Source organism: Caulobacter sp. CCUG 60055 (assembly GCF_022750545.1).
Lineage (GTDB): Bacteria > Pseudomonadota > Alphaproteobacteria > Caulobacterales > Caulobacteraceae > PUIC01.
Map to the genome: position 1 here is coordinate 1 of NZ_PUIC01000007.1, position 20,370 is coordinate 20,370.

General features: G+C 70.9%; 17 protein-coding genes. 11 read left to right on the forward strand and 6 right to left on the reverse strand.

Annotated elements, in window-relative coordinates:
* Positions 1-93 precede the first annotated feature (93 nt).
* Positions 94-1,803, reverse strand: a complete 1,710-nt coding sequence (locus C5708_RS11480; RefSeq protein ID WP_242921165.1) for a CocE/NonD family hydrolase — start codon at positions 1,801-1,803, stop codon at positions 94-96.
* Positions 1,804-2,031: 228 nt separating this feature from the next.
* Between C5708_RS11480 and C5708_RS11485 the strand changes: the two genes are divergently transcribed.
* The 3 genes from C5708_RS11485 to C5708_RS11495 all read left to right on the forward strand — a co-directional run bounded on the left by C5708_RS11485 (position 2,032) and on the right by C5708_RS11495 (position 7,217).
* Entirely contained in the window at positions 2,032-4,221 is a 2,190-nt protein-coding gene (locus tag C5708_RS11485; protein WP_242921167.1) for a TonB-dependent receptor, read from the forward strand.
* A 73-nt stretch (positions 4,222-4,294) separates the two neighbouring features.
* The gene (locus C5708_RS11490; protein ID WP_242921169.1) at positions 4,295-5,608 is read left to right on the forward strand and encodes an aspartate aminotransferase family protein; all 1,314 of its coding nucleotides are present in this window, start codon (positions 4,295-4,297) and stop codon (positions 5,606-5,608) included.
* A 13-nt stretch (positions 5,609-5,621) separates the two neighbouring features.
* The gene (locus C5708_RS11495) at positions 5,622-7,217 is read left to right on the forward strand and encodes an AMP-binding protein (protein WP_242921171.1); all 1,596 of its coding nucleotides are present in this window, start codon (positions 5,622-5,624) and stop codon (positions 7,215-7,217) included.
* Between the two features lie 14 nt (positions 7,218-7,231).
* Here C5708_RS11495 and C5708_RS11500 read toward each other — a convergent pair whose 3' ends face one another.
* Positions 7,232-8,356 (reverse strand): Gfo/Idh/MocA family oxidoreductase, encoded by a 1,125-nt coding sequence (locus C5708_RS11500; protein WP_242921173.1) that lies wholly within the window; start codon positions 8,354-8,356, stop codon positions 7,232-7,234.
* A gap of 55 nt (positions 8,357-8,411) precedes the next feature.
* Here C5708_RS11500 and C5708_RS11505 point away from each other — a divergent pair, with 55 nt between their 5' ends.
* On the forward strand, positions 8,412-8,963 hold the full coding sequence (locus C5708_RS11505) for an isochorismatase family protein (protein ID WP_242921175.1): 552 nt from the start codon (positions 8,412-8,414) through the stop codon (positions 8,961-8,963).
* On the opposite strand, the gene C5708_RS11510 is transcribed toward C5708_RS11505, so the two are convergent.
* Positions 8,960-9,694 (reverse strand): GntR family transcriptional regulator, encoded by a 735-nt coding sequence (locus C5708_RS11510; RefSeq protein WP_242921177.1) that lies wholly within the window; start codon positions 9,692-9,694, stop codon positions 8,960-8,962. The two genes, C5708_RS11505 and C5708_RS11510, sit on opposite strands and share 4 nt — an antisense overlap.
* A 189-nt stretch (positions 9,695-9,883) precedes the next feature.
* Here C5708_RS11510 and C5708_RS11515 point away from each other — a divergent pair, with 189 nt between their 5' ends.
* Positions 9,884-10,819, forward strand: a complete 936-nt coding sequence (locus tag C5708_RS11515) for a 3-keto-5-aminohexanoate cleavage protein (protein ID WP_242921179.1) — start codon at positions 9,884-9,886, stop codon at positions 10,817-10,819.
* A 34-nt stretch (positions 10,820-10,853) separates the two neighbouring features.
* On the opposite strand, the gene C5708_RS11520 is transcribed toward C5708_RS11515, so the two are convergent.
* Positions 10,854-12,323 (reverse strand): M81 family metallopeptidase, encoded by a 1,470-nt coding sequence (locus tag C5708_RS11520; protein WP_242921181.1) that lies wholly within the window; start codon positions 12,321-12,323, stop codon positions 10,854-10,856.
* 24 nt (positions 12,324-12,347) lie between these two features.
* On the reverse strand, positions 12,348-13,877 hold the full coding sequence (locus C5708_RS11525; protein WP_242921183.1) for a carboxylesterase family protein: 1,530 nt from the start codon (positions 13,875-13,877) through the stop codon (positions 12,348-12,350).
* Positions 13,878-14,099: 222 nt separating this feature from the next.
* Here C5708_RS11525 and C5708_RS11530 point away from each other — a divergent pair, with 222 nt between their 5' ends.
* Together C5708_RS11530 and C5708_RS11535 are read left to right on the forward strand one after the other, a co-directional pair.
* Entirely contained in the window at positions 14,100-15,500 is a 1,401-nt protein-coding gene (locus C5708_RS11530) for an MFS transporter (protein WP_242921184.1), read from the forward strand.
* Positions 15,501-15,526: 26 nt separating this feature from the next.
* Positions 15,527-16,438 carry a phytanoyl-CoA dioxygenase family protein gene (locus tag C5708_RS11535; RefSeq protein WP_242921186.1) on the forward strand — a complete coding sequence of 304 codons (912 nt, stop codon included), beginning with the start codon at positions 15,527-15,529 and terminating at the stop codon, positions 16,436-16,438.
* Between the two features lie 12 nt (positions 16,439-16,450).
* Here the strand turns inward: C5708_RS11535 and C5708_RS11540 are convergent, their stop codons facing one another.
* Positions 16,451-16,927, reverse strand: a complete 477-nt coding sequence (locus C5708_RS11540) for an Lrp/AsnC family transcriptional regulator (RefSeq protein ID WP_242921188.1) — start codon at positions 16,925-16,927, stop codon at positions 16,451-16,453.
* A 257-nt stretch (positions 16,928-17,184) separates the two neighbouring features.
* Between C5708_RS11540 and C5708_RS11545 the strand changes: the two genes are divergently transcribed.
* The 4 genes from C5708_RS11545 (at position 17,185) to C5708_RS11560 (ending at position 20,370) form a co-directional block, all read left to right on the forward strand.
* A complete protein-coding gene (locus C5708_RS11545) occupies positions 17,185-17,739 on the forward strand; it encodes an RNA polymerase sigma factor (protein ID WP_242921190.1) in 555 nt (184 codons plus the stop codon).
* A gap of 24 nt (positions 17,740-17,763) precedes the next feature.
* On the forward strand, positions 17,764-18,747 hold the full coding sequence (locus tag C5708_RS11550; RefSeq protein WP_242921192.1) for a FecR domain-containing protein: 984 nt from the start codon (positions 17,764-17,766) through the stop codon (positions 18,745-18,747).
* 196 nt (positions 18,748-18,943) lie between these two features.
* Positions 18,944-19,441 carry an Lrp/AsnC family transcriptional regulator gene (locus tag C5708_RS11555; RefSeq protein ID WP_242921194.1) on the forward strand — a complete coding sequence of 166 codons (498 nt, stop codon included), beginning with the start codon at positions 18,944-18,946 and terminating at the stop codon, positions 19,439-19,441.
* Between the two features lie 149 nt (positions 19,442-19,590).
* Complete coding sequence (locus C5708_RS11560; protein WP_242921195.1) at positions 19,591-20,370, forward strand: glycerophosphoryl diester phosphodiesterase membrane domain-containing protein; 780 nt, start codon at positions 19,591-19,593, stop codon at positions 20,368-20,370.

Here is a 20,370-nt window from a genome sequence, read left to right on the forward strand (position 1 = left end):
TCCAAAGCACACACATGCAAACACGCACACATCGCGCCAACAACGGTCAGCCGCTCGCCGGCGCGAGACCCCCGGCACGCGCCGCCCGCTCCCTCACCCAGCGGACGGCAGCACCAGTCGCGAAAGCCCACAGTCCACCGTCACCTCCAGGTCGCCGGTCGCCGGCAGGCGGGGGAAGCTGTCCGCGTCGGCGCAGCCCAGCGCCAGCCGGATGCGGTGGCCGGCGCGGAAAACCACCGAGGTCGGCAGCAGCGGAAAGGTCAGGGGCTCGACCACGCCCGGCGTATAGGGCGCGGCGTCCTTGCGCAGGAACGACCGGTTGGGTCCCGGCCGGACATAGCCGGCCGGCGTGTCGGCGACGCGCCGGTGCATCAGGCGAAGCTCGCCTTCGGTCAGGTAGGTCACGCGACCGTCGGGCGCGACATCCTCGAGATAGGCGACGACCATGGCGTCCTCGGCCGAGAACGCCGCGTGCAGCGTCAGGATGGGCGTGCCGGTCACCTCAAGGTCGCGCTCCAGCGGCGCCGAAGTGTAGGTCAGCAGGCGTCGGTCGGCCTCGGCCCGGTCCGCATAGTCGACCTCGCGGCCGACCTGCGTCGACCAGCGCGTGGTCGCCCCTGAACCGGACTGGAGATCCGCCCGCAGGCGGTTGGTCGCGGCCGTCTCCGGCGCGGGCTCCGGGGCCAGGACGCCGGGCGCGAGCCGCCAGGCGCGATCGGCGACATGGCGCGGCGGCCAGACGTCGGTCGTGCGCCACGTGTCCGAGCCCAACGTCACATAGGCGATCGACTTGCGTGGTTCGGCGCTCCGGTCGGCCGCCTTGAAGAAGGCGGCGATCTCGGCGACCTGGGCCGGCAGGTCGGGACGCAGCGGCGCGTCCCGGGGCGTGTAGGGATCGCCGTCCTGCCGGGCGCCGTGGTTCCAGGCGCCGATCTTGATCCGCATGGGGGCGTCGACGGTCAGGAACCTGGCGATGGCGCCGGCGGCGGTGCCGGCGTCCATCCAGCTCGCCCAATGGAAGGCGGGAACCGCGCCGGCCTCCAGCTCGGCGACGAGGTCGCAGAGATTGGTGCTGGCCCCGCCGGGCGGGGTCAGGTCGTCGCGGCAGATGACGCCGTCCATCAGTTCGAGAAAACCGGCGTTGCCGTCGTGGTCGGCCAGGGCGGCGCGATAGAGCGCGCCGTCGTCCCCGTCGACGAAAGCGTTCGACTGGCTTTGCGGCGCCTGGCGCACGGCGGCCGGAAGGTCGGGATCGTCGTTGTCGCCGCGGTCCAGGGCCGCGGTCAGCTCGCCCCAGACCTTGGCGAAGACGTGGTTGGGGACGCCGCCGGGGAACAGCAGGTGTTCATAGAGGTCGAAGTCCGTGAAGCGGGGCGCCACCGCGACCAGCGCCGGATGGCGGTTGATCTGGGCGAGCTCGCTGGCGTTGCCGCCGTAGGAGACGCCCGTGCAGAACAGCCGCCCGTCCGACCAGGGCTGGGCAACGATCCAGTCGAAGATCTCGGCGTAGTCGCGCACCTCCTCGCGGCCCTTGCCCCTGGGGCGGCATCCGAACGACGCGCCGGTTCCGCGGACATCGACGGAGACGACGGCGAAGCCGTGGCGGGTGAATTCCAGGGTCTCGCTGGCCGGGGCCGCGCGCACGGCGGCCGGGGTGGCGCGGCCGTAGCGGGTGAAGTTGACCACGGTCGGGCCGCCGGCCGCCTGGAAACCGGGCGGGCCGAACACCTGGACGGCCAGGCGCACGCCGTCGCGCATGGCGACGTAGCGGGAATGGGAATCGAACTCCGCCTGCGTCGTCATTCCTGGTCCCTTCCCTTGGCGCCGACCGATCCGCGACGGCTGATTGTATAATTGTGATATCACATACCAGTAACGGCGGGCAGGGCAACGCCGTTGGAGCGACCTGCGACAAAACGGGTGGCCGCGCCCGCGCAGCCCGCTTGACAGTCAACCGTGAACGATATTTGATATCACAAATTACAAAATATGACGGCGGCCGAATTGTCGGGCCGCCGAAAGGGGAGGGTGATGATCAGAGTCTCTCTAATGGCCTCGGCGGGGCTGGCGACGCTGCTGGCGACCGGTCCGTGCGCGGCGTGGGCGGCGGACACGGTGCAACTGGACGAGATCGTCGTCACCGCCAACAAGCGCGAACAGTCCGTGTATCAGGTCGCCGGGTCCGTCGCCTCGATCCAGGCGCGGGGCCTCGAGAACCAGGGGCTCAACACGCTGATGGGGCTGTCCGAACAGGTGCCGGGCCTGTCGTTCTTTTCCCGCGGGGCCACCGGCGCGAACCAGGTGGCGATGCGCGGCCTGACGTCCGGCTCGCAGCAGACCAGCCCGACGGTCGGCTTCTATGTCAACGACACCCCGTTCGGCTTCTCGATCCCGGTGGGCGGCGGCAGCAGCATCCTGCAGCCGGACATCGACCCGGCCGACATCGACCATATCGAGGTGCTGCGCGGCCCGCAGGGCACCCTCTACGGCGCCAGCACCCTGGGCGGGCTGATCAAGTACGTCACGCGCCGGCCCGATCCGACCGCGCTGAGCGGGACCGTGCGGGTCGAGGGCGACACCGTCGACCACGGCGGCGCCGGCTATGTGGCCCGTGGGCAGATCAACGTGCCGTTCGCCGACGGCAAGGCCGCCGCCCGCCTCAGCCTGGTCAGCCGCGAGGACCCGGGCTTCATCGACAATCCCCGCACCGGCGGCAAGGACGTCAACGCGACCCGCGTCAGCGGCGCGCGGGCGGCGCTGGGCTTCTATCCGACCGACAACCTGTCGCTGGTGGTCACCGGCCTCGTCCAGCAGAACCGGGTCGGGGCGGCGGGAAGCGTGGTGGTCGACCCCGTCACGCTCGCGCCGACCAAGGGCGACCTGACCCAGGATTTCGCGGTCAACCAGTACTTCAACACCGAATATCGCCTGGCGGACGCCGAGCTGAAGTGGAAGTTCGGGCGCGGCTACTCGCTGGTGTCGTCCAGCAGCTACGGCCAGGTCGACCTGAACCTGCTGTTCGACGTCAGCGCGCTCTTGCCGCCCAACTTCCTGGGCGGCGCCTACTACGTCTCGCCCCAGGACCTCAGCTACAAGAAATGGACCCAGGAGGTGCGCCTGGCCTCGCCATCGGGCGACCGGATCGAGTGGCTGGCCGGCGTCTACTACACCCGCGAAGAGGTGCTGGCCCAATCGCAAGTGGCCGGCTACACCGCCGCCGGCGCGCCGGGCCCCCTGGTCCCGGTGATCTCCAAGTCGCGCACCCCGGCCAACTATGACGAGGTCGCCGCCTTCGCCAACGCGACCTACAACATCACCCCGGACCTAGCCGCCACGGTCGGCGTCCGCTACGCCGACATCCGGGTCAAGGACCAGATCTACACCTCCGGCCTGCTCGTTGGGCGGCCGCTGGACCAGCCCTCGGTGCAGAACGGCCGCTCGACCGGCGATGCGACCACCTACCTGGCCTCGCTGAACTGGCGCTTCGCCAAGAACGGCTCGCTCTACGTCCGGGCGGCCAGCGGATACCGTCCGGGCGGGCCGGTCGAGCCGCCCGCTATCCTGCCCCCCGGCATGACCCTGCCCACGCAGTTCAATCCGGATCAGGTCTGGAACTACGAGATCGGCGGGCGGGGCGCCTGGTTTGAGAACAGGCTCACCGCCGATGCGTCGGTGTTCTACATCGACTGGAGCGACATCCAGCTGCCGTTCCTGGTCAACGGCTTCCGTGTGCTGTCCAACGGCGGCTCGGCGCGCAGCCAGGGGGTCGAGTTCAACACCCAGCTGCGCCCGGCCAAGGGGCTGAAGTTCGGCCTGGCCGGCGCCTATACCGACGCCCAGCTGACGCAGGCCGCTCCGCTGGTCTACGGCCATTCGGGGGATCGGCTGCCGTTCGTCGCCAAATGGAGCCTGACCGGCAGCGTCAACTACGAACGTCCCCTGAACGAGGCGGTGACCGCCAATGTCGGGGCGCTATGGCACTACGAATCCGACCGCAACACGGCGCTGAGCAAGAGCGATCCCTCGTTCGTCGCGCTCGACGGCTTCTCGACCATCGACCTGCAGTTGGGCTTCCAATGGGACCGCTATACGCTGAACGGCTATATCCGGAACCTGTTCGACGAGCGGGCCTATGTCTCCGGCGGCATCGCCGGCGGCAAGGCCAGCCTGGTCCCGATCCAGCCGATGACCGTCGGCGTGGCCATGTCGGCGAGCTTTTAGGCCGCCGCGAACGATCTGGCGCAGGCCGTCCCATGTCGGGGCGGCCTGTCGCAACGACTGGAGGTCAGGCGTCATGACGGCCTATCCGGATTCCGCCTCGCGGTCGGCCCAGCTTCACCAGCGCGCGCGCCGGGTGATGCCCTCGGGCAATTCGCGGCAGACGATCTTCTTCAAGCCCTATCCCGTCTACGCCCGCAGCGGCGAGGGCTGCCGGGTGGTCGACGAGGACGGCGTCGAGCGGATCGACTTCCTCAACAACTACACGGCGCTCATCCACGGCCACCGCCACCCCGAGGTGATGGCGGCGGCGCGCGCCCAGCTCGACCGACTGACGGCGGTCGCCCTGCCCACCGAGGCCGAGATCGCCCTGGCCGAACTGCTGGTCGACCGCCTGGAAGGGGTGGAGCAGGTGCGCTTCGCCAATTCCGGCACCGAGGCGGTGATGATGGCGATCAAGGCGGCCAGGGCCTATACCGGCCGGCCCAGGATCGCCAAGATCGAGGGCGCCTATCACGGCGGCTACGACCACGCCGAGGTCAGCCAGGCCGCGACCCCCGCCGCCTGGGGCCCAGCCGACCGGCCGGCCAGCGTGGCGAACTACAAGGGCCAGCCCAAGGGCGTCCTGGACGACGTGGTCGTGCTGCCCTGGAACGACGTCGAGGCGAGCCGGGCGCTGCTGGAGGCGCACGGCGCCGACCTGGCCGCGGTGCTGATCGACCCCATCCCCTCGCGCCTGGGCCTCGTCCCGATCAGCGAAGCCTATCTGGCCATGCTGCGGGAGACCGCCCGCAAGCTCGGCGCGCTGTTCATCCTGGACGAGGTCTATTGCCTGCGGCTGGGCTATCGCGGCGCCCAGGGACGGCTGGGCTTCGCGCCCGACCTGACCGCCATGGCCAAGATCATCGGCGGCGGCTTCCCGGTCGGCGCGGTCGGCGGCAAGGCCGAGGTCATGGCGGTGTTCGGCTTCGACGACGGCCCGCCCAGGGTGCCGCACGGCGGCACCTACAACGCCAACCCGGTGACCATGGCGGCGGGCCTCGCGGCCATGCGGCTGCTGACGCCGGAAGCGTTCGCCCGCCTGGGGGCGCTGGGCGACCGGCTGCGGTCGGGACTGCGCGAATGCCTGAAGATCACCGGCCGCGACGGCCAGGTCCAGGGGGCGGAGTCCCTGACCATGCTGTCGCTCAGCGACCGTCCGTTCGGGACCTATCGCGACACCGCCTACGCCGTCCGGTTCGGCGAACCCCAGGCGGCCGTGCACCGGTCGCTGATGAACCGCGGCGTGTTGACCTCGCCGTCCCTGCTCTTCAACCTGTCCACCCCGATGGTCGAGGCCGACGTCGACTTCACCCTCGAGCAGGTGCTGGCGGCGTTGAAGGCCCTCTAGCCTGGCCTCGCCCGTGACCTTCAAGCCGCTCCCAGCCGACCCGCGCGTCAGCCCGTTCGCGGGCATGGACGTCCGCACCCTGTTCGACATCCACGCCGAGGCGCGGGCCGACCACCCGTTCCTGATCTGGGAGCCGTTCGAGGGCGAGGGCGCGCGCTGGGGCTATCGCGCCTTCCGCGACCGGATCGCGCGGTTCGCGGCCGGCCTCCACGCCCGGGGCGTCGTCGCCGGCGACCGGGTGCTGGTGCATCTCGACAACTGTCCCGAGGCGGTGATCGCCTGGTTCGGCTGCGCCTGGCTGGGCGCGGTGGCGGTGACCACCAACGCCCGCTCCAGCGCCGACGAGCTGAGCTACTTCGCCGGCCACAGCCGGGCCAGGGGCGGCGTCACCCAGCCGCGGTTCGCCGAGCTGGTCGCCAGGGCCTGCCCGGACCTGGACTGGCTGGCGATCACCGACACCGACAACGGCGAGGCGCCCCAGGCGGGCGCGCCCGAGCCGGGCGCTCGGTTCGAGGCCCTGGACGGCGACCCCGCCGACCTGCCGCCGCGCGCGGCCGACCCCTTCGCCCCGTTCGCCATCCAATACACCTCCGGGACCACGTCGCGGCCCAAGGCGGTGCTGTGGACCCACGCCAACGCCCTGTGGGGGGCGCGGGTCTGCGCCATCCACGAGGACCTGCGCCCCGACGACGTGCACCTGACGCACCTGCCGCTGTTCCACACCAACGCCCAGGCCTATTCGGTGCTGGCGGCGCTGTGGGTGGGGGCGACCTGCGTCATCCAGCCCAAGTTCTCGGCCTCGCGGTTCTGGCCGGCGTCGCTCAAGCACGGCTGCACCTGGACATCGATGGTGCCGTTCTGCCTGAAGGCGCTGATGCGCCAGCCGAAGCCCGAGCGCCACGGCTATCGCCTGTGGGGCAACGCCGTCTGCGCCCCGCCGACCGACGCCCATTTCGGCGTCAAGACGGTCGGCTGGTGGGGCATGACCGAGACCATCGCCCACGGAATCGTCGGCTCGCCGCACCTGCCCGACGCGCCGATGTCGATGGGCCGCGCCGCGCCGGAATATGAGATCCGGGTCGTCGACGAGGAGGGGCGCGGGGTCGAGCCCGGCCAGACGGGCGACCTGCAGATCCGCGGCGTGCGCGGACTGTCGCTGTTCACCGAGTACCTGGACGATCCCGCCGCCACCGCCGAGGCCTTCGGCCCGGACGGCTTCTTCCTGACCGGCGATCGGGTGCGGCGCGACGACCGGGGCTTCCTGTTCTTCGCCGACCGCTCCAAGGACATGCTCAAGGTCGGCGGCGAGAACGTCGCGGCCAGCGAGATCGAGCGGGTGATCGCCTCGACGCCGGGCGTCGAGGAGGTGGCGGTGGTCGGGCGCCGTCATCCGATGCTGGACGAGGCGCCGGTGGCCTTCGTGCTGCCGAGGGGAGGGATCGCCGGCGCCGCGCCGGACCTGGTCGAACAGGTGATCGGCGCCTGCGCCGTCCAGCTCGCCGCCTTCAAGGTCCCGCACGAGGTGCGCCTGGTGGACAGCCTGCCGCGCGCGACCCTGGAGAAGGTGGCCAAGGCCCGGCTGCGCGCCGAGTTGGAGGCCGAGGCCTAAGCCGGCTGATCGGTTCAGCCGGGGATGGCCACCGTCCGCCGGCCGTCGCTTTCATAGGCCGCCAGCAGCACGCGCAGCGCCTCGACGCCCGCCTCGGCCGGGGTGGCGGGCGCGGCGTCGGCGCGGATGTCCTCCACGAAGGCCTCGATCTGCGCCGCGAAATGATGGGGCGCGGGCCGGTCCTCGACCGGGATCTGCCGCAGGCCGTCGGCGTCGTTGAGGAACAGCGCGTTGGCGTAGTGGAAGATGCGCAGGGCGCCGCGCTCGCCGTGCACGTGGATGCAGCCGGGATGCGCCGCCCACTGGCCGCCGGCGTGATAGCCCGCCGCGTCCCAGAAGCCGCCCCAGCTGAACAGCCCCTCGCCGGGCAGGGTGGTGGGGAAGACGCCGTCGTCATAGACCAGCTGGCCGACCGCGCCGCCGTCGAAGGTCAAGGTCAGGAACTCCACGCCCAGCGGCTCGCCCGTGCGGTTGCCGCGCCCGAACACGCCGCGCACATGGTCGCCGATCAGCCAGCCGAAGATGTCGATCAGGTGGACCCCGTGATCGACGAGGCCCATGCCCGTCCCGCCGGGGCCGCCGACGGGATAGTGCACGGGGCCCATGGGCCTTTGCGCCTTCGGCCCGGTGCCGCCGACCGCCTGTTCCTGCAGCAGGCGCACCCGGCCGATGGCGTCCTCGGCGATCAGGCGGCGCGCCTCGCGCACCGCCGGCAGGTGGCGATAGGACGAGCCGTAGGACAACTTGACCCCGGCCTCGCGGCAGGCGGCGATCATCGCCTCGGCCGAGGCCTCGGACAGGGCCAGCGGTTTTTCGCACAGCACGTGCGCCCCGGCCTGGGCGCAGGCGCGAACCACGTCCTCGTGGGTCGCTGCCGGCGTCAGCACGCAGGCGATCTGCGGTTTCTGCTCGGCCAGCATGTCTTCCAGGCGGGCGTAGGTCGGAACCCCGTCCGCCGGGTCGATCAGCGCCAGGCGGGCCGGATTGGGATCGGCCACGCCGACCAGGCGCACCGCCGGGCTGTTCCGGTAGGCGTGGTGGTGCACGACGCCGACCTCGCCGAAGCCGACGAGGGCGACCGTCATCGGCTCGGCGATCGGGGAGGCGGGCGCGGGGCGGGGCTCGGAAAAGGCTTGCATGCCGTGAGCATACAAGTGTGATATCATATTTCAATATTATTGATCGGGAGCGCCCATGCGCATCGATGCGCTACGCAGCCAACTGCTGCTTGTGGACTGGCAGACGCGGTTGACGCCGCACCTGTCCGACCGGGAGGCGACGGAGGAGAACCTTCGCCGCCTGCTGGTCGCGGCCCGTCGCCTGGAGACGCCGATCCTGGTCTCCGAGCAATATCCGTCGGGGCTCGGGCCGACCGAGCCGGCGCTTCAATCCCTGATCGAACCGGGGGAGGTGCTGAGCAAGACGAGCTTCTCGTGCCTTGGTGACCCGGCCCTGGCGGTGAGGCTGTCGCCGGTCGGCGCCGGCGGTCGCGATCAGATCGTCGTCTGCGGCGCCGAGGCGCATGTCTGCATCCTGCAGACCGCCCTGGACCTGGCGCGCGGCGGCGTGCAGGCCGTGGTCGTGGTGGACGCGGTCACCTCGCGGACCGCGCTCAGCCGCGAGGTCGCGTTCCGCCGGCTGGAGCGCGAGGGCGTCTGCATGGCGACCACGGAGATGGTGATCTTCGAGTGGCTGCGCGACGCCGCCCACCCGGCCTTCCGCGAGATGTCCAGGCTGGTCCGCTAGGCGGCGACCTTGGGCTTGCGGCCGCGCGGCCTGGCCGGGGCGGGCGGCGGCTGGATCTCGCTCAGGGTTTCCAGCAGGGCTCGCCCCGCGTCCTGGAGGTCGGCGGCGATGGCGGCGCGGGCGGCTGGGCCGTCGCCGCGCTCCAGGGCGTCGATCGCGGCCTTGTGGTGCGTGAAGATGTCGTCCTCGTGGTGCTGCGGCTTCTGCTGGCTGATCAGCGGGCCGATCTGCAGCCAGAACCCCTCGATCACCTCGGTCAGCTGGGGCATCCCCGCGGCGCCGTAGATCTTGAAGTGGAAGCGCCAGTTCAGGTCCAGATAGCGGCCGATGTCGCCGGCCTTCAGCGTCTGCTCCATCTGGTCCTGCAGCAGCCGCAGTTCGCCGAGGGTCTTGGCGTTGATCTTGGCGGCGGCTTCCTCGGCCGCCAGGCCTTCCAGCGAGATGCGCATCTTGTAGATCTCGCCGATGCGCTCGGCGTCCAGGTTGGGGACGGCGATGGTGCGGTTGGGCAGCGCCTCCAGGGCGCGTTCGGCGATCAGCCGCCGCACCGCATCGCGGACCGGCATCGGGCTCACGCCGAGGGCGTCGGCCAGGCTGCGGTAGGAGAGGGGCTGGCCCGGGCGGACGACCCCGGCCATCAGCGACCGGCGCAGCTCCCGGTAGATCCGCTCGTGCAGAGTCTCGCGTTCGATCGTCGCGAGCTGGAAGTTGGCGACGGACCGCCGGGCCATGCTTGTCTCCACCGAAGATGGGTTCCGCGTCGGCGCGCCGGGACCAGAAACGCTTGCGCCGCCTTCAGTAGCAGGTGTTTCGACAAAAATGTCATCTGAAATCACACTTGCGCGCCCCGCCGCTTGACATCGCTGCGCGCCAAAGTGTGATATCGAATAACAAATTCACCAACAAGCGAGGCGGGCGCCATGAAGCGGAGCCAGAAGGTCATCATCACCTGTGCGGTCACGGGGTCGGTCCACACCCCGTCGATGTCGCCGCACCTGCCAGTGACCGCCGACGAGATCGTCGAGCAGTCGGTCGCCGCCGCCCAGGCGGGCGCGTCGATCATTCACCTGCACGCCCGCGATCCCAAAGACGGCCGGCCGTCCGCCGATCCCGAGCTGTTCGCGGCCTTCCTGCCGCGCATCAAGCAGCAGACCGACGCGGTCATCAACATCACCACGGGCGGCAGCAACGGCATGTCGGCCGAGGACCGGCTGGCGGCGGCCAAGCGGTTCTCGCCCGAGGTCGCCTCGCTGAACATGGGCACCATGAACTTCGACTACACCGCCGCCGGTGCGCGGGTCGGGACCTGGAAGCACGACTGGGAGGAGAGCTACGTCGCCTCGTCCGGGGAACGCATCGCCGTCAACACGCCGGCCTTCATCGAGAAGGTGGTCAAGGACCTCGGCGACGGGCACGGAACCCGGTTCGAGTTCGAATGCTACGACGTCGGCCACCTCTACATGCTGGCCCACCTGGCCGATCGCGGGCTGATCAAGCCGCCGTTCTTCATCCAGGGCATCTTCGGCATCCTGGGCGGGGTCGGCGCGCATCCGGCCAACCTGACCCACATGGCCCAGATCGCCGACCAGCTGTTCGGCGACGACTACTATCTGTCGGTCATCGGGGCCGGGAAGCACCAGATGAGCATCGCCGCCGTCAGCCTGGCCCTGGGCGGCAACGCCCGCGTCGGCCTGGAGGACAGCCTCTATATCGGCAAGGGCGAGCTCGCCCGGTCCAACGCCGATCAGGTCGCCAAGCTGCGGCGCATCGCCGAGGAGCTGTCGCTGGAGGTGGCCACGCCGGACGAGGCTCGGGAGATGCTCCAGCTCAAGGGCGGGCAGGCGGTCGCCTTCTGACCCCGCCTGCCCGGGCGGCCGGTCCCCAGCGCCGTCAGGCCGCGGGGCCGAGCCGCAGCGGGTCCGGCTGGCGCGGCCAGAAGACCCCGTCGCGCTTGGTGTAGGGAATGGCGGCGAAGTCGGGCGCGATGGCGCCGGGCGTGGCCACATAGATCACCGCCTCGGCGATGTCGGCGAACGCGGCGTGGAAATGCTGGGTCGACTTGACCGCCACGATGCGGCGCGACGCCAGGTCGACGCCGATCGAGGTGAAGGCGTCCGGCGAGAACACCTGCTCGCGGCGCGAGTTCAGCACGATGTCGATGCCATCCGCCTCGATCCAGGCCGAGGGGCCCATCGGCGTGTGCGTGTCGCCGAGACCCGTCTGGGCGTGGTCGGCCTGGATGGCGCGGACGGTGACGGTCAGGTCCACCGGCGAGCCGGAGGCGGGACCCATCTTGCCGCCGACGCGCAGGTTGAAGCGGGCGCCGACGCCGGCCTCCTGGCACAGGGCGACGGCCTGGGGGTCCCACAGGCACCCGATGGCGACGTCGCGCAGGCCGCGGTCCAGGCAGGCCTTCAGGATGAAGGTGCTGTCGCTCGCCGCCCCGCCGCCGGGATTGTCGGCGACGTCGGCCAGCACGGCGAGACCGTCGCAGGCGAGCGCCCGGTCGAGCGCGGCCTCGACGTCGAGCGACCAGGGGCGCGTCTGTTCGCGCACGGCGTAGATTTCCTCGGCCAGCTCGCGCGCCAGGCGGTCGGCCTTGTCCTGGTCGTCGTCGGTGATCACCCAGATCCGAGAGGTCACGTCGGCCACGTCGCTCCAGGGAAAGCCGTGGCCGAACGACACCGACAGGACGCCGTCGCGGCCTTCCAGCGCCTGCATCCGCCGCACGAAGCCGCGCATCGGCTCTTCGGTGGTGCGCCACAGGCTGATCATGCGGCAGTCGAAGACGCCGGTGCGCGGGCGCACGCGCCCGAGCGCCGCGTCGCGGCACAGGGCGTAGAGCTCGCGGCCGCGCTCCAGTTCGTCGACGTGCGGATATTCCTTGTAGGCTACCAGGGCGTCGGCCGAGGCCAGCATCGCTTCGGAGACGTTGCAGTGCAGGTCGAGCTCGGCGCCGATGATCGCCTTGGGCCCGACGACCGCGCGCGCGGCGGCCAGCAGGTCGCCCTCGCAGTCGTCATAGCCTTCGGCCGCCATCGAGCCGTGCAGGTTGAACAGCACCATGTCGACCGGTCCGGCCGCCCTCAGGTCTTCGAGAATCTGGTCGCGCAGGGCCTCGTAGACCGGGCGGACGGTGCGGCCGGCGGGCTGGGCCATGGCCGCCGCGCCCTCGATCACCGTGCAGCCGTCCGCCTCGGCCAGCCGCCGCCACTCGGCCAGCAGCACGCCGAGCGGGGTGTCCGGCGCGGCCGACGCTTCGCCCCTTGAATAACCGCCCTCGCGAAAGGCCGCCCACCCCGCCGGGATGTCGGCGAAGGTGTTGGTCTCGGTGTAGAGCATGGCCATGAACAGCCGCACGGTTCGTCCTTTCGCGTCCGAAGCCTAGACGAGCCCTTCCCAGAGCGCGCGCGCCTCGCCGCCCGGATCGTCGGCGACGTGCGGGGTCAGGTCGTAGATCTTCGTCGCGCGTCGGCCAAGGTCATATGCGGGCCACGACGCGCGTCCGTCCCGGGCGAAGCCGGCGAGGTCGCGGCGCATGGTCCTCGACGCGGCTTCCTCCTCCGGCGTGACCGGCCGGCCGTAGAGCAGCTCCATGAACGGGGACGGGCCGATTTGGCCGAACCAGAACAGCACGTCGCTGGCGTGGGTGGCGATCCCGCCCATGAAGGCCGACGGGGCGGGAATGTCGAAGCGGTACATCCAGGCCCTCTGCGGCGTTCCGGCGCGGGCCTCGGCCACGCGGATCGCCGGGACGCGGTACATCCAGTCGCCGCGGATGTGGCCGATGCGCTTGGCCTCGTCCGCGTCCGGGTGCAGCGCCTCGTAGCCGCCCCAGACCTCGGCCGCGCGGGCGGGCGAGGACAGCTTGGCGAGCGCGGCGACGATGCTGCCCTGCATGTAGCTCTTGCGCACCCATTCGTCGGTCATGCGCATGGGGCTGACCCCCAGCTCCTCGCCGGTCGTGCCGATCAGCACCGGCAGGTCGGCGCAGGCGCCGCGCAGGATCGAGACGATGGGGTGCTCGGCCAGGGTCACGCCGTCGTTCAAGGGCGTGAAGGGAAAGTCCAGCTCGACGATCTGGTCGGCGGCCACGCGTTCGCGCCAGCGGGCGACGGTGGCGGCCTGGGCCTTGAGCAGCGCCTCTGGCGCGGCCAGCAGCAGCGCGTCGCGATCGACATGCTCCAGTCCCAGCGCGCCCAGCAGCACGGCGGCGTGCTCGGCCTGGGCCTCCTTGCGCATCGCGTACATGAAGGCCCCGCTCTGCGGAGCGGCGCGATGGAACAGCCCACGCGCCTGAGGCATGACCATCAGCGCCCCGGTCGACCAGCCGCCGGCCGAATAGCCGAACACCGTGACGTTACCCGGATCGCCGCCGAAGGCCGCGATATTGTCGCGCACCCACTCCAGGGCGGCGACCTGGTCGAGCAGGCCGAGGTTCATCGGCGTGTCGTCGCCGAACACGCGGAAGGGCGGGAAGCCGAGGACGCCGAGGCGGTAGTTGATCGTCACCACGACCACGTCCTCGTCGGCGGCCAGGCGCGCGCCGGAGTGGAAGGCGCCGGTCCCGGTCACGAAGGCGCCGCCGTGGATGTAGAACAGCACCGGGCGGCGGGCGCCGTCGGCGGCGGGGGTGAAGACGTTGAGGTTGAGGCAGTCCTCGCTGAGCGGCGGCATGGCCGAGACGCCCGGCGGGGTGTCCTGCGGCGCGGCGGGGCCGGGCCTGGTCGCGTCGCGGACGCCGGCCCAGCCCTTGGCGCGGGTCGGCGGGCGGAAGCGTTCGGCCTCGGCGTAGGGCACGCCCCGGAAGGCGAGGACGCCGTCGGCGCCGGTCTCGCCCCGCAGGCGGCCCTGGGCGATGTCGACCATCGGGTCCGGCCTGGCCGCTTTCGAGGTTTCGTCTTCGCCGCTCATGGTTCACTCCCTATTTGGTATATGTGATCTCAGCGTGCAGGATGCCCGCAGCCCGGCCCTTGTGCAAGGTTCGATCCCTGTCTGGCGACGGGGCGGCGGCCTTGCGCGGCGAAGGCGACAAATTGGCCGATTGAAATGTGATATGTGATATCACAATATGGCTTTTACACAGTGTCGCAGTAAGCGTCCCCTGGGGAGGTGTCAATGAACGGAAGGCGGCCCTTGAGCGAGGGAAAGAGCGCGCAGCGCGAGCAGCCGGGGATCGCCGTCGCGACGTCCTATGGCCTGCTGCAGTTTCCATTGGGGCTGTTGATTCCGCCTCTGACCTCGATGATTCCCGGCTTCTTCGCCGAGACGATGGGCATGCCGCTGGCGGTGGTCGGGACCATCAGCGGCCTGATGCGCTTCTATCACGTGGTGTCCGACCCGCTGTGCGGCGCGCTGTCGGACCGCACCCGCACCCGCTGGGGCCGCAGGCGGCCATGGATCGCGGCGGGGCTGGCCGTGCTGATGATCGGCGTGTGGCTGACCTTCATGCCGCCGGTGCGCACGGCCTCGCCCGCCTATTTCGCCGTGGCGCTGCTGCTGGTCTACAGCGGTTGCAGCCTGATCCAGATTCCCTACTACGCCTGGGGAGCCGAGCTGCCGGGCACGCCGTTCGGCAAGGCGCGGATGCTGGGCCTGCGCGAGGTCCTGGGCGTGATCGGGCTGATGCTGTCGGCCATGGCGCCGCTCGCCGCCAGCACCCTGGGCTTCAAGTCCAACGGCCGCGAGGCCCTGTCGATGCTTGGCGTCTCGGTGCTGGTCGTGACGCCGCTGATGGCGGCCCTGCTGATGTTCGGCGTCCGCGAGGCCCCGGCGACGCGCGAGGACGCCGGCGGCCGGTCCGTCGGCCGGGCGCTGCTCGATTTCTGGACGGCGCTGAAGTCCAACCGGCCGTTCCGGATCGAACTGGCCGGGGCGTTCATCATCAATATCGGGCTGCTGCTCTGGCAGTCGATCTCATACTTCTACCTCTCGCACGTCCTGCACCAGGAGAAGATGTTCGGCGTGGTCGCGCTGGCGGCCGGGGTCTGCGCCGTGGCCTCGGCGCCGCTGTGGATCTACCTGTCCAAGCGGTTCGAGGTTCACCGCCTTATCGCCGTCGCCACCATCGCCGGCGCGGCGATCCACGTCCTCGGCTTCTCGCTGCTGCCGATCGAGCACCCGCTCGTCCTGCTGGCGGTCGAGATTCCGCAATCGATCGTCCTGGTCGCGCCGCTGCTGCTGTCGCCGGCCATCCAGGCCATGGCCATCGACTACGGCACGCTGAACAGCGGGGTGGACCGGGCGGGGACCTATGTCTCGCTCACCCAGCTGGCGTCCGGGGTGGCTTCGGCCTTTCCGTTCCTGATCGTCTTCCCGCTGCTGGCCTGGGCCGGGTTCAATCCCGCCGTCGCCAAGGCCGGCGGCGCGATCGATCCCCAGGGCCTGGCCGCGCTCAAGATGCTGGGCGTCTACGGGGCGGCGCCGGTGCAGATCATCGGGGCGCTGCTGTACGCCGCCTTCCCGATCAACAAGGCCGAGGCGGTCCGCATCGGCTCGGCGCTGGCCGAGATGCGCGGCCAGGCGGACGCCCGCTGAGGCGAACAGGTCAGGGAGCCATACCTATGCAGTCCATCGGTCAGACCAGCCGCACGCCGTCGCCGACGCGCGACATCGAGCAGCTCAAGCGCGATCTGCGCGAATGCGGTTACGGCGTCATGCTGGACGCGCTCGACCCGGACCTGCTGGCGCGGGTCAAGGCGCGGGTGCTGGATCAGGCGGCGGGCGAGCAGGCCCAGGGCGTCTCGTTCCATTTCGGCGACGACCAGACCGGCATGCCCTCGGTCAAGGGCGGGCGCGAAGCGGCCCCGAACCAGCGGCTCAGCAACCTGCTCAACAAGGGCGGCGTGTTCCGCGAGCTGCTGACGCACCCGCTGGCGCGCGAGGCGGTCCCCCAGATGCTCGGCCCGGCCCACCTGCTGTCCAGCCTCAGCGCCATGATCATGAGCAAGGGCGGCGTCGCCCAGGTGTTGCATTCGGACCAGCAGTACGTGCCGTTTCCGACGCCGTCGGCCCTGGTGTGCAACATCGTCTGGATGCTGGTCGACTTCACCCGGGACAACGGGGCGACGCGGCTGGTCCCGGGTTCGCACCTGTGGGACCCGCCGACGATCCGCGTCGAAGTGGACGCGGCCGGGGCGCGGCGTCTCGTCCAGCCCGACGTCGAGACGGTGATCGCCGAGGCGCCGGCCGGCTCGGCCCTGGTGTTCGACGGCCGCATCTGGCACGGAGCCGGCGCTAACCAGACCGACGTCCCGCGGCCGGCGGTGTTCTCCTATTACTGCGCGCCCTATCTGCGCCAACAGGAGAACATTCCCCTCTCCCTGCTCGACGAGGTCTATGCGGAGCTGTCGGAGGCCGAGCGGGCGGTGGTCGGCTTCGAAGCCCATGGCCGCAGCCTGGGCCGGATCGCCCCGGCCCTGGGGCGCACCAACACCAACTGGACGGACAAGGCCGTCGGCCCGATGGCGCCGTAGCGAGGGGGCGGTTCAGCCGCCCCCGAGCGGCATGGCCAGCGAGGCCTTGACCCGGTTCAGCACCACGCTGGTGCGGAACCGCTTCAGGTTGGCGTCGTCGAACAGCAGCCGGCCGATGATGTCCTCGTAGTCCTGCATGTCGGCGGCGGCGATCACCACGATGAAGTCGGCGTCGCCGGTGACGTAGTAGCACTGCTGCACCTCCGGGGCGTTCAGCATCCGGCGGCGGAAGGCGTCGAACAGCGGCAGGCTCTCGCGCTCCATCGTCACCTCGACGATGAACAGGGCGCTGGGTCCCAGCGCCCGCGGATTGATCACCGAGACGTCGGCGATGATCACGCCGCTGGACCGCAGCCGCTTGATGCGGCGGTGGACGGCCGAGGCCGACAGGCCGACCCTTTCGGCCAAGCGCTCGGCCGGCGTCAGGTTGTTCTCCTGCAGCGCGGCCAGGATGGCGCGGTCGAAGTCGTCGAGGGCGTGGGCGGGCATGGGGCGTCCCGGTGCGGGGTTGGGCGGAAGCGGCGTTCCTCTTAAGTCCGACGCGCCAATTCGGCGCGACCCTACCTCGCGACGCCGATTTCCCGGCGCGAGGCGCCGGCCGGGCCCGGATCGGCGGCCGTCCGCGCCCGGGATCGCGCGTCGATATCGACATCCCTGGCGGCGCGCGTCATGCTGTCGGCCAACCGGGCGGCTCGCCAAGCCCGGACCTGAGGGGAAGCGGCCGCGCGCCGGGATTGGGTCTTTTTATGGCAAAAAGCCGTCCTCTGCCGCCGGAGGGGCTGGACAAGGCCTATCGCGACGAGGCCGGCCGCCTGCGCAGCCTGGCGGCGCGGGCGGGACGCGACGAGGCCGACGACATCGTCCACGACGCGGTGGTCAAGACCCTCGAGGCCGGCCGGCGCACCGAGATCCTGGAGCCGGTGCGTTTTCTGTTCCGGGTCACGCGCAACACCGTGGTGGACCGTCTCCGGTCGCGGGTCCGGCGCGGCCGGGTTCTGGAGTACGGTCTGGAGGACGACGCGGCGGTCGCCGATCCGTCGGCGGGGGGCGAGCGGGCCCTGATCGCCTCGCAACGCCTGGCCAGGGCCCTGGCCATCGTCGGGCGCATGCCGCCGCGCCGGCGCGAGGCCTTCATCCTGTGCCGCATCGACGAGTTGACCTACGCCGAGGCGGCGCGCCGCATGGGCGTCAGCGTGCACGCGGTGGAGAAACACATCTCGGCGGCGATGACACAGCTCTTGAACGAAATGGATTCCGACCCGAATAACCGGGGGGGCGGCGGAGCCTCGGGCGTCTATTAAAGCGAGGGTTGAGCAGGGAGCGCCATGAGATTGTCGACGGACAGGCGAGAAGCGGCGGCGGCGTGGTTCGCGGCCCAGCGGCGCGCCGTCATGTCGGTGGAGGAGCGCGCCGCGTTCGACGACTGGCGCGCCGATCCCCAGAATCTCGCCGCGCTCAACGCCATGCACGAGCTGTGGGGCGAGATGGCGGCGATCAAGGCCGCCGGCCCGCAGCTGCGCGCCTCGGTCCGCCGGCGCCGGATCGGGTTCGTCGCCGCGGCCGCCGCCGTGGCGGTGGCGACCGTCGGCGCCGGCGCGGTTTCGCTGGCCTTTCTTCAGCCGTTCGCCTTCGGCCGCACCGAGAAGACCCGCGTCGGCGAGCAGCGCACCGAGACCCTGCCCGACGGCAGCGTGGTCAACCTCAACGTCGCCACCCGCCTCGACTACCGCATGGAGCCGGATCAGCGGCGGGTGCGGATGCGCGAGGGCCAGGCGCTGTTCATCGTGCGCAAGGACAAGACGCGGCCGTTCCTGGTCCAGGCTGGCGACTATCAGGTCCGCGCCGTGGGCACGGCCTTCGACGTCCGGCTGCGGGACGGCCAGACCCAGGTGGCGGTGCAGGACGGCGTGGTCAGCGTCACCGCGCTCAAGGGACCGAGGGCGGGGCAGGAGGTGATGCGCCTGGCCGCCGGCCAGAGGGTGGCGTTGCCCGTCGTCCTCGCCTCGGCGACCGCCGCGCCGCGCCTGGAGAGCGTTCCGGTGCAGAGCGTGGCCGAATGGCGCCTGCGCACCGTGTCCTACGAGGACGCCTCGCTGGCCGAGGTGGTCGAGGACCTCAACCGCTTCTTCGCCCGGCCGGTGCGGGTGGACGATCCGGCCCTGGCGGCGCGGCGCGTGACCCTGCGCCTGCAGGTCGACGAGCGCGAGAACACCCTGCGCACCCTCAGCGCCCTCCTGGGCTTGCGCGTCGCGCGGGGCGACCAGGCCGACCGGCTGACGGCCGGCGACGGACCGACCCCGACGGAATAGGCCGGCCGTCGACGGCGTGAAATCGGCGGGCTGGCACTACGGGCGGGCCCGGTTCGGGCGTCTTTGTCTTCGAGGTCGCCGCGCCCCCGACGCGGGCGGCTTCAAGGAGCGCCGTCGAGCATCGCTCCTGGAGATGGGGCCCCGTCGGACGGCGGGGCCTCCTTTTCGCGAGACGCCGAACAGGGGAGCGACCACGATGAGCGCCGACAAGTCCGGCCGGCCGCGTACGCCGTTCACCATGCGGCGGGCCGACCACGCCATATTCCAGGCCTCGGCCGTCAGCCGGGGCGGCCGCATCGCCGACCTCGCCGCCCAGGTCGGCCTGCCCGAGCGCCTGGTCCGCCAGCGGCTGTCGGCGTTGCGCTGCGCCGGCGTGGCGCGGTGGACCGACCTCCACGCCCCGCCCAAGGCGGGCCGGCCGATCGAGACCCGCACCTATGTGCGCCTGACCAGCCTGCGCCAGCCGGCGCTCGCCGCGTTCGAGGCCCGCTGCGGGCGCGACCCCGACATCGAGGCGGCGGCGATGATCAGCGGGCCGTTCAACTATGTGCTCACCACCTTCCACGCCGACCACCCGGCCGCCCGCGAATGGGCCTGGTCCCTGGCCGCGGAACCCTGCGTCGACGACGTCGACCAGCGCCTGGTGACCACCAAGCACGGCCACTCGCTTCCCGGCGTCCTCTGGCGCGACTAGCCGCCGCCAGCAGCAGGCGCCGGCTCATTCGCCGCGGCGGTTCGGGCCGCGCGATAGCCTCCAGCGCGGCGGAGAATGACAGGCGCACGGTGGACAAGCCGCCGCCCGCGATGGTTGAACAGGACGTCTGGCGTTTCAGGGAGGCGGGCATGGCGACGGCGGTGGTAGGCGAGCAGTTCAATATCGGGCGGGTCATCCAGCGGACCTTCACGACGCTGGGCCGCAATTTCGCGATGTTCGCCCTGGTGGCGGCGGCCTTCGTCGGGCTGCCGGGAGCGCTGTTCGGCTACGGCTCGACCCAGCTCAAACAATCCCACGGTCCCGGATCGTTCGAAGGCGGGGCGTTCTGGATGGTTCTCGCCGGCATGGCGGTCGCCCTGGTCGGCTCGGGCCTGAGCCAGGGCGCGATCATCCACGCCGCCATCTCCGACTTCAATGGCCGCCGGTCCTCGCTTGGCGAGAGCCTGAGGGTGGCGCTCAGGAACTGGGTCCCGCTGTTCCTCATCGCCCTGTTGAGCGGCCTTGGGGTCGTATTGGCCTCGGTGCTGCTGATCGTGCCGGGCGTGATGCTGGCCGTCGTCTGGGCGGTGGCGCTTCCCGTCCAGGTCGTCGAACACACCGGGGCGGGCCGCGCGCTCAACCGCAGCGCGGACCTGACCCGCGGCCGGCGCTGGTCGGTGTTCGGCGTCTTCGCCATCTTCCTGCTGGCGGCCCTGATCATTCAGTTGATCGTCGTCGCCGTCAGCGCGACGCTACCCGGGGGCGTAGGGGAACCGACGGCCCAGATGGTCACCGAGGCGGTGGTCAATCCGGTGATATCGACCCTTGCCGCGCTGATCGGGCATACCGGCGTGGCCTCGCTGTACCACGAGCTGCGGGTGAGCAAGGAGGGCGCCGGGGTCGACGTCGTCGCCTCGGTGTTCGACTAG

What these genes read in the sequence shown, in the direction of transcription:
- C5708_RS11560 (WP_242921195.1), top strand. Translation starts at nt 19,591, where the DNA reads ATGGCGACGGCGGTGGTAGGCGAGCAGTTCAATATCGGGCGGGTCATC.
- C5708_RS11510 (WP_242921177.1), bottom strand. Translation starts at nt 9,694, where the DNA reads ATGGCCCGGCGGTCCGTCGCCAACTTCCAGCTCGCGACGATCGAACGC.
- C5708_RS11485 (WP_242921167.1), top strand. Translation starts at nt 2,032, where the DNA reads ATGATCAGAGTCTCTCTAATGGCCTCGGCGGGGCTGGCGACGCTGCTG.
- C5708_RS11515 (WP_242921179.1), top strand. Translation starts at nt 9,884, where the DNA reads ATGAAGCGGAGCCAGAAGGTCATCATCACCTGTGCGGTCACGGGGTCG.
- C5708_RS11545 (WP_242921190.1), top strand. Translation starts at nt 17,185, where the DNA reads ATGGCAAAAAGCCGTCCTCTGCCGCCGGAGGGGCTGGACAAGGCCTAT.
- C5708_RS11550 (WP_242921192.1), top strand. Translation starts at nt 17,764, where the DNA reads ATGAGATTGTCGACGGACAGGCGAGAAGCGGCGGCGGCGTGGTTCGCG.
- C5708_RS11500 (WP_242921173.1), bottom strand. Translation starts at nt 8,356, where the DNA reads ATGCAAGCCTTTTCCGAGCCCCGCCCCGCGCCCGCCTCCCCGATCGCC.
- C5708_RS11480 (WP_242921165.1), bottom strand. Translation starts at nt 1,803, where the DNA reads ATGACGACGCAGGCGGAGTTCGATTCCCATTCCCGCTACGTCGCCATG.
- C5708_RS11535 (WP_242921186.1), top strand. Translation starts at nt 15,527, where the DNA reads ATGCAGTCCATCGGTCAGACCAGCCGCACGCCGTCGCCGACGCGCGAC.
- C5708_RS11525 (WP_242921183.1), bottom strand. Translation starts at nt 13,877, where the DNA reads ATGAGCGGCGAAGACGAAACCTCGAAAGCGGCCAGGCCGGACCCGATG.
- C5708_RS11490 (WP_242921169.1), top strand. Translation starts at nt 4,295, where the DNA reads ATGACGGCCTATCCGGATTCCGCCTCGCGGTCGGCCCAGCTTCACCAG.
- C5708_RS11555 (WP_242921194.1), top strand. Translation starts at nt 18,944, where the DNA reads ATGAGCGCCGACAAGTCCGGCCGGCCGCGTACGCCGTTCACCATGCGG.
- C5708_RS11540 (WP_242921188.1), bottom strand. Translation starts at nt 16,927, where the DNA reads ATGCCCGCCCACGCCCTCGACGACTTCGACCGCGCCATCCTGGCCGCG.
- C5708_RS11505 (WP_242921175.1), top strand. Translation starts at nt 8,412, where the DNA reads ATGCGCATCGATGCGCTACGCAGCCAACTGCTGCTTGTGGACTGGCAG.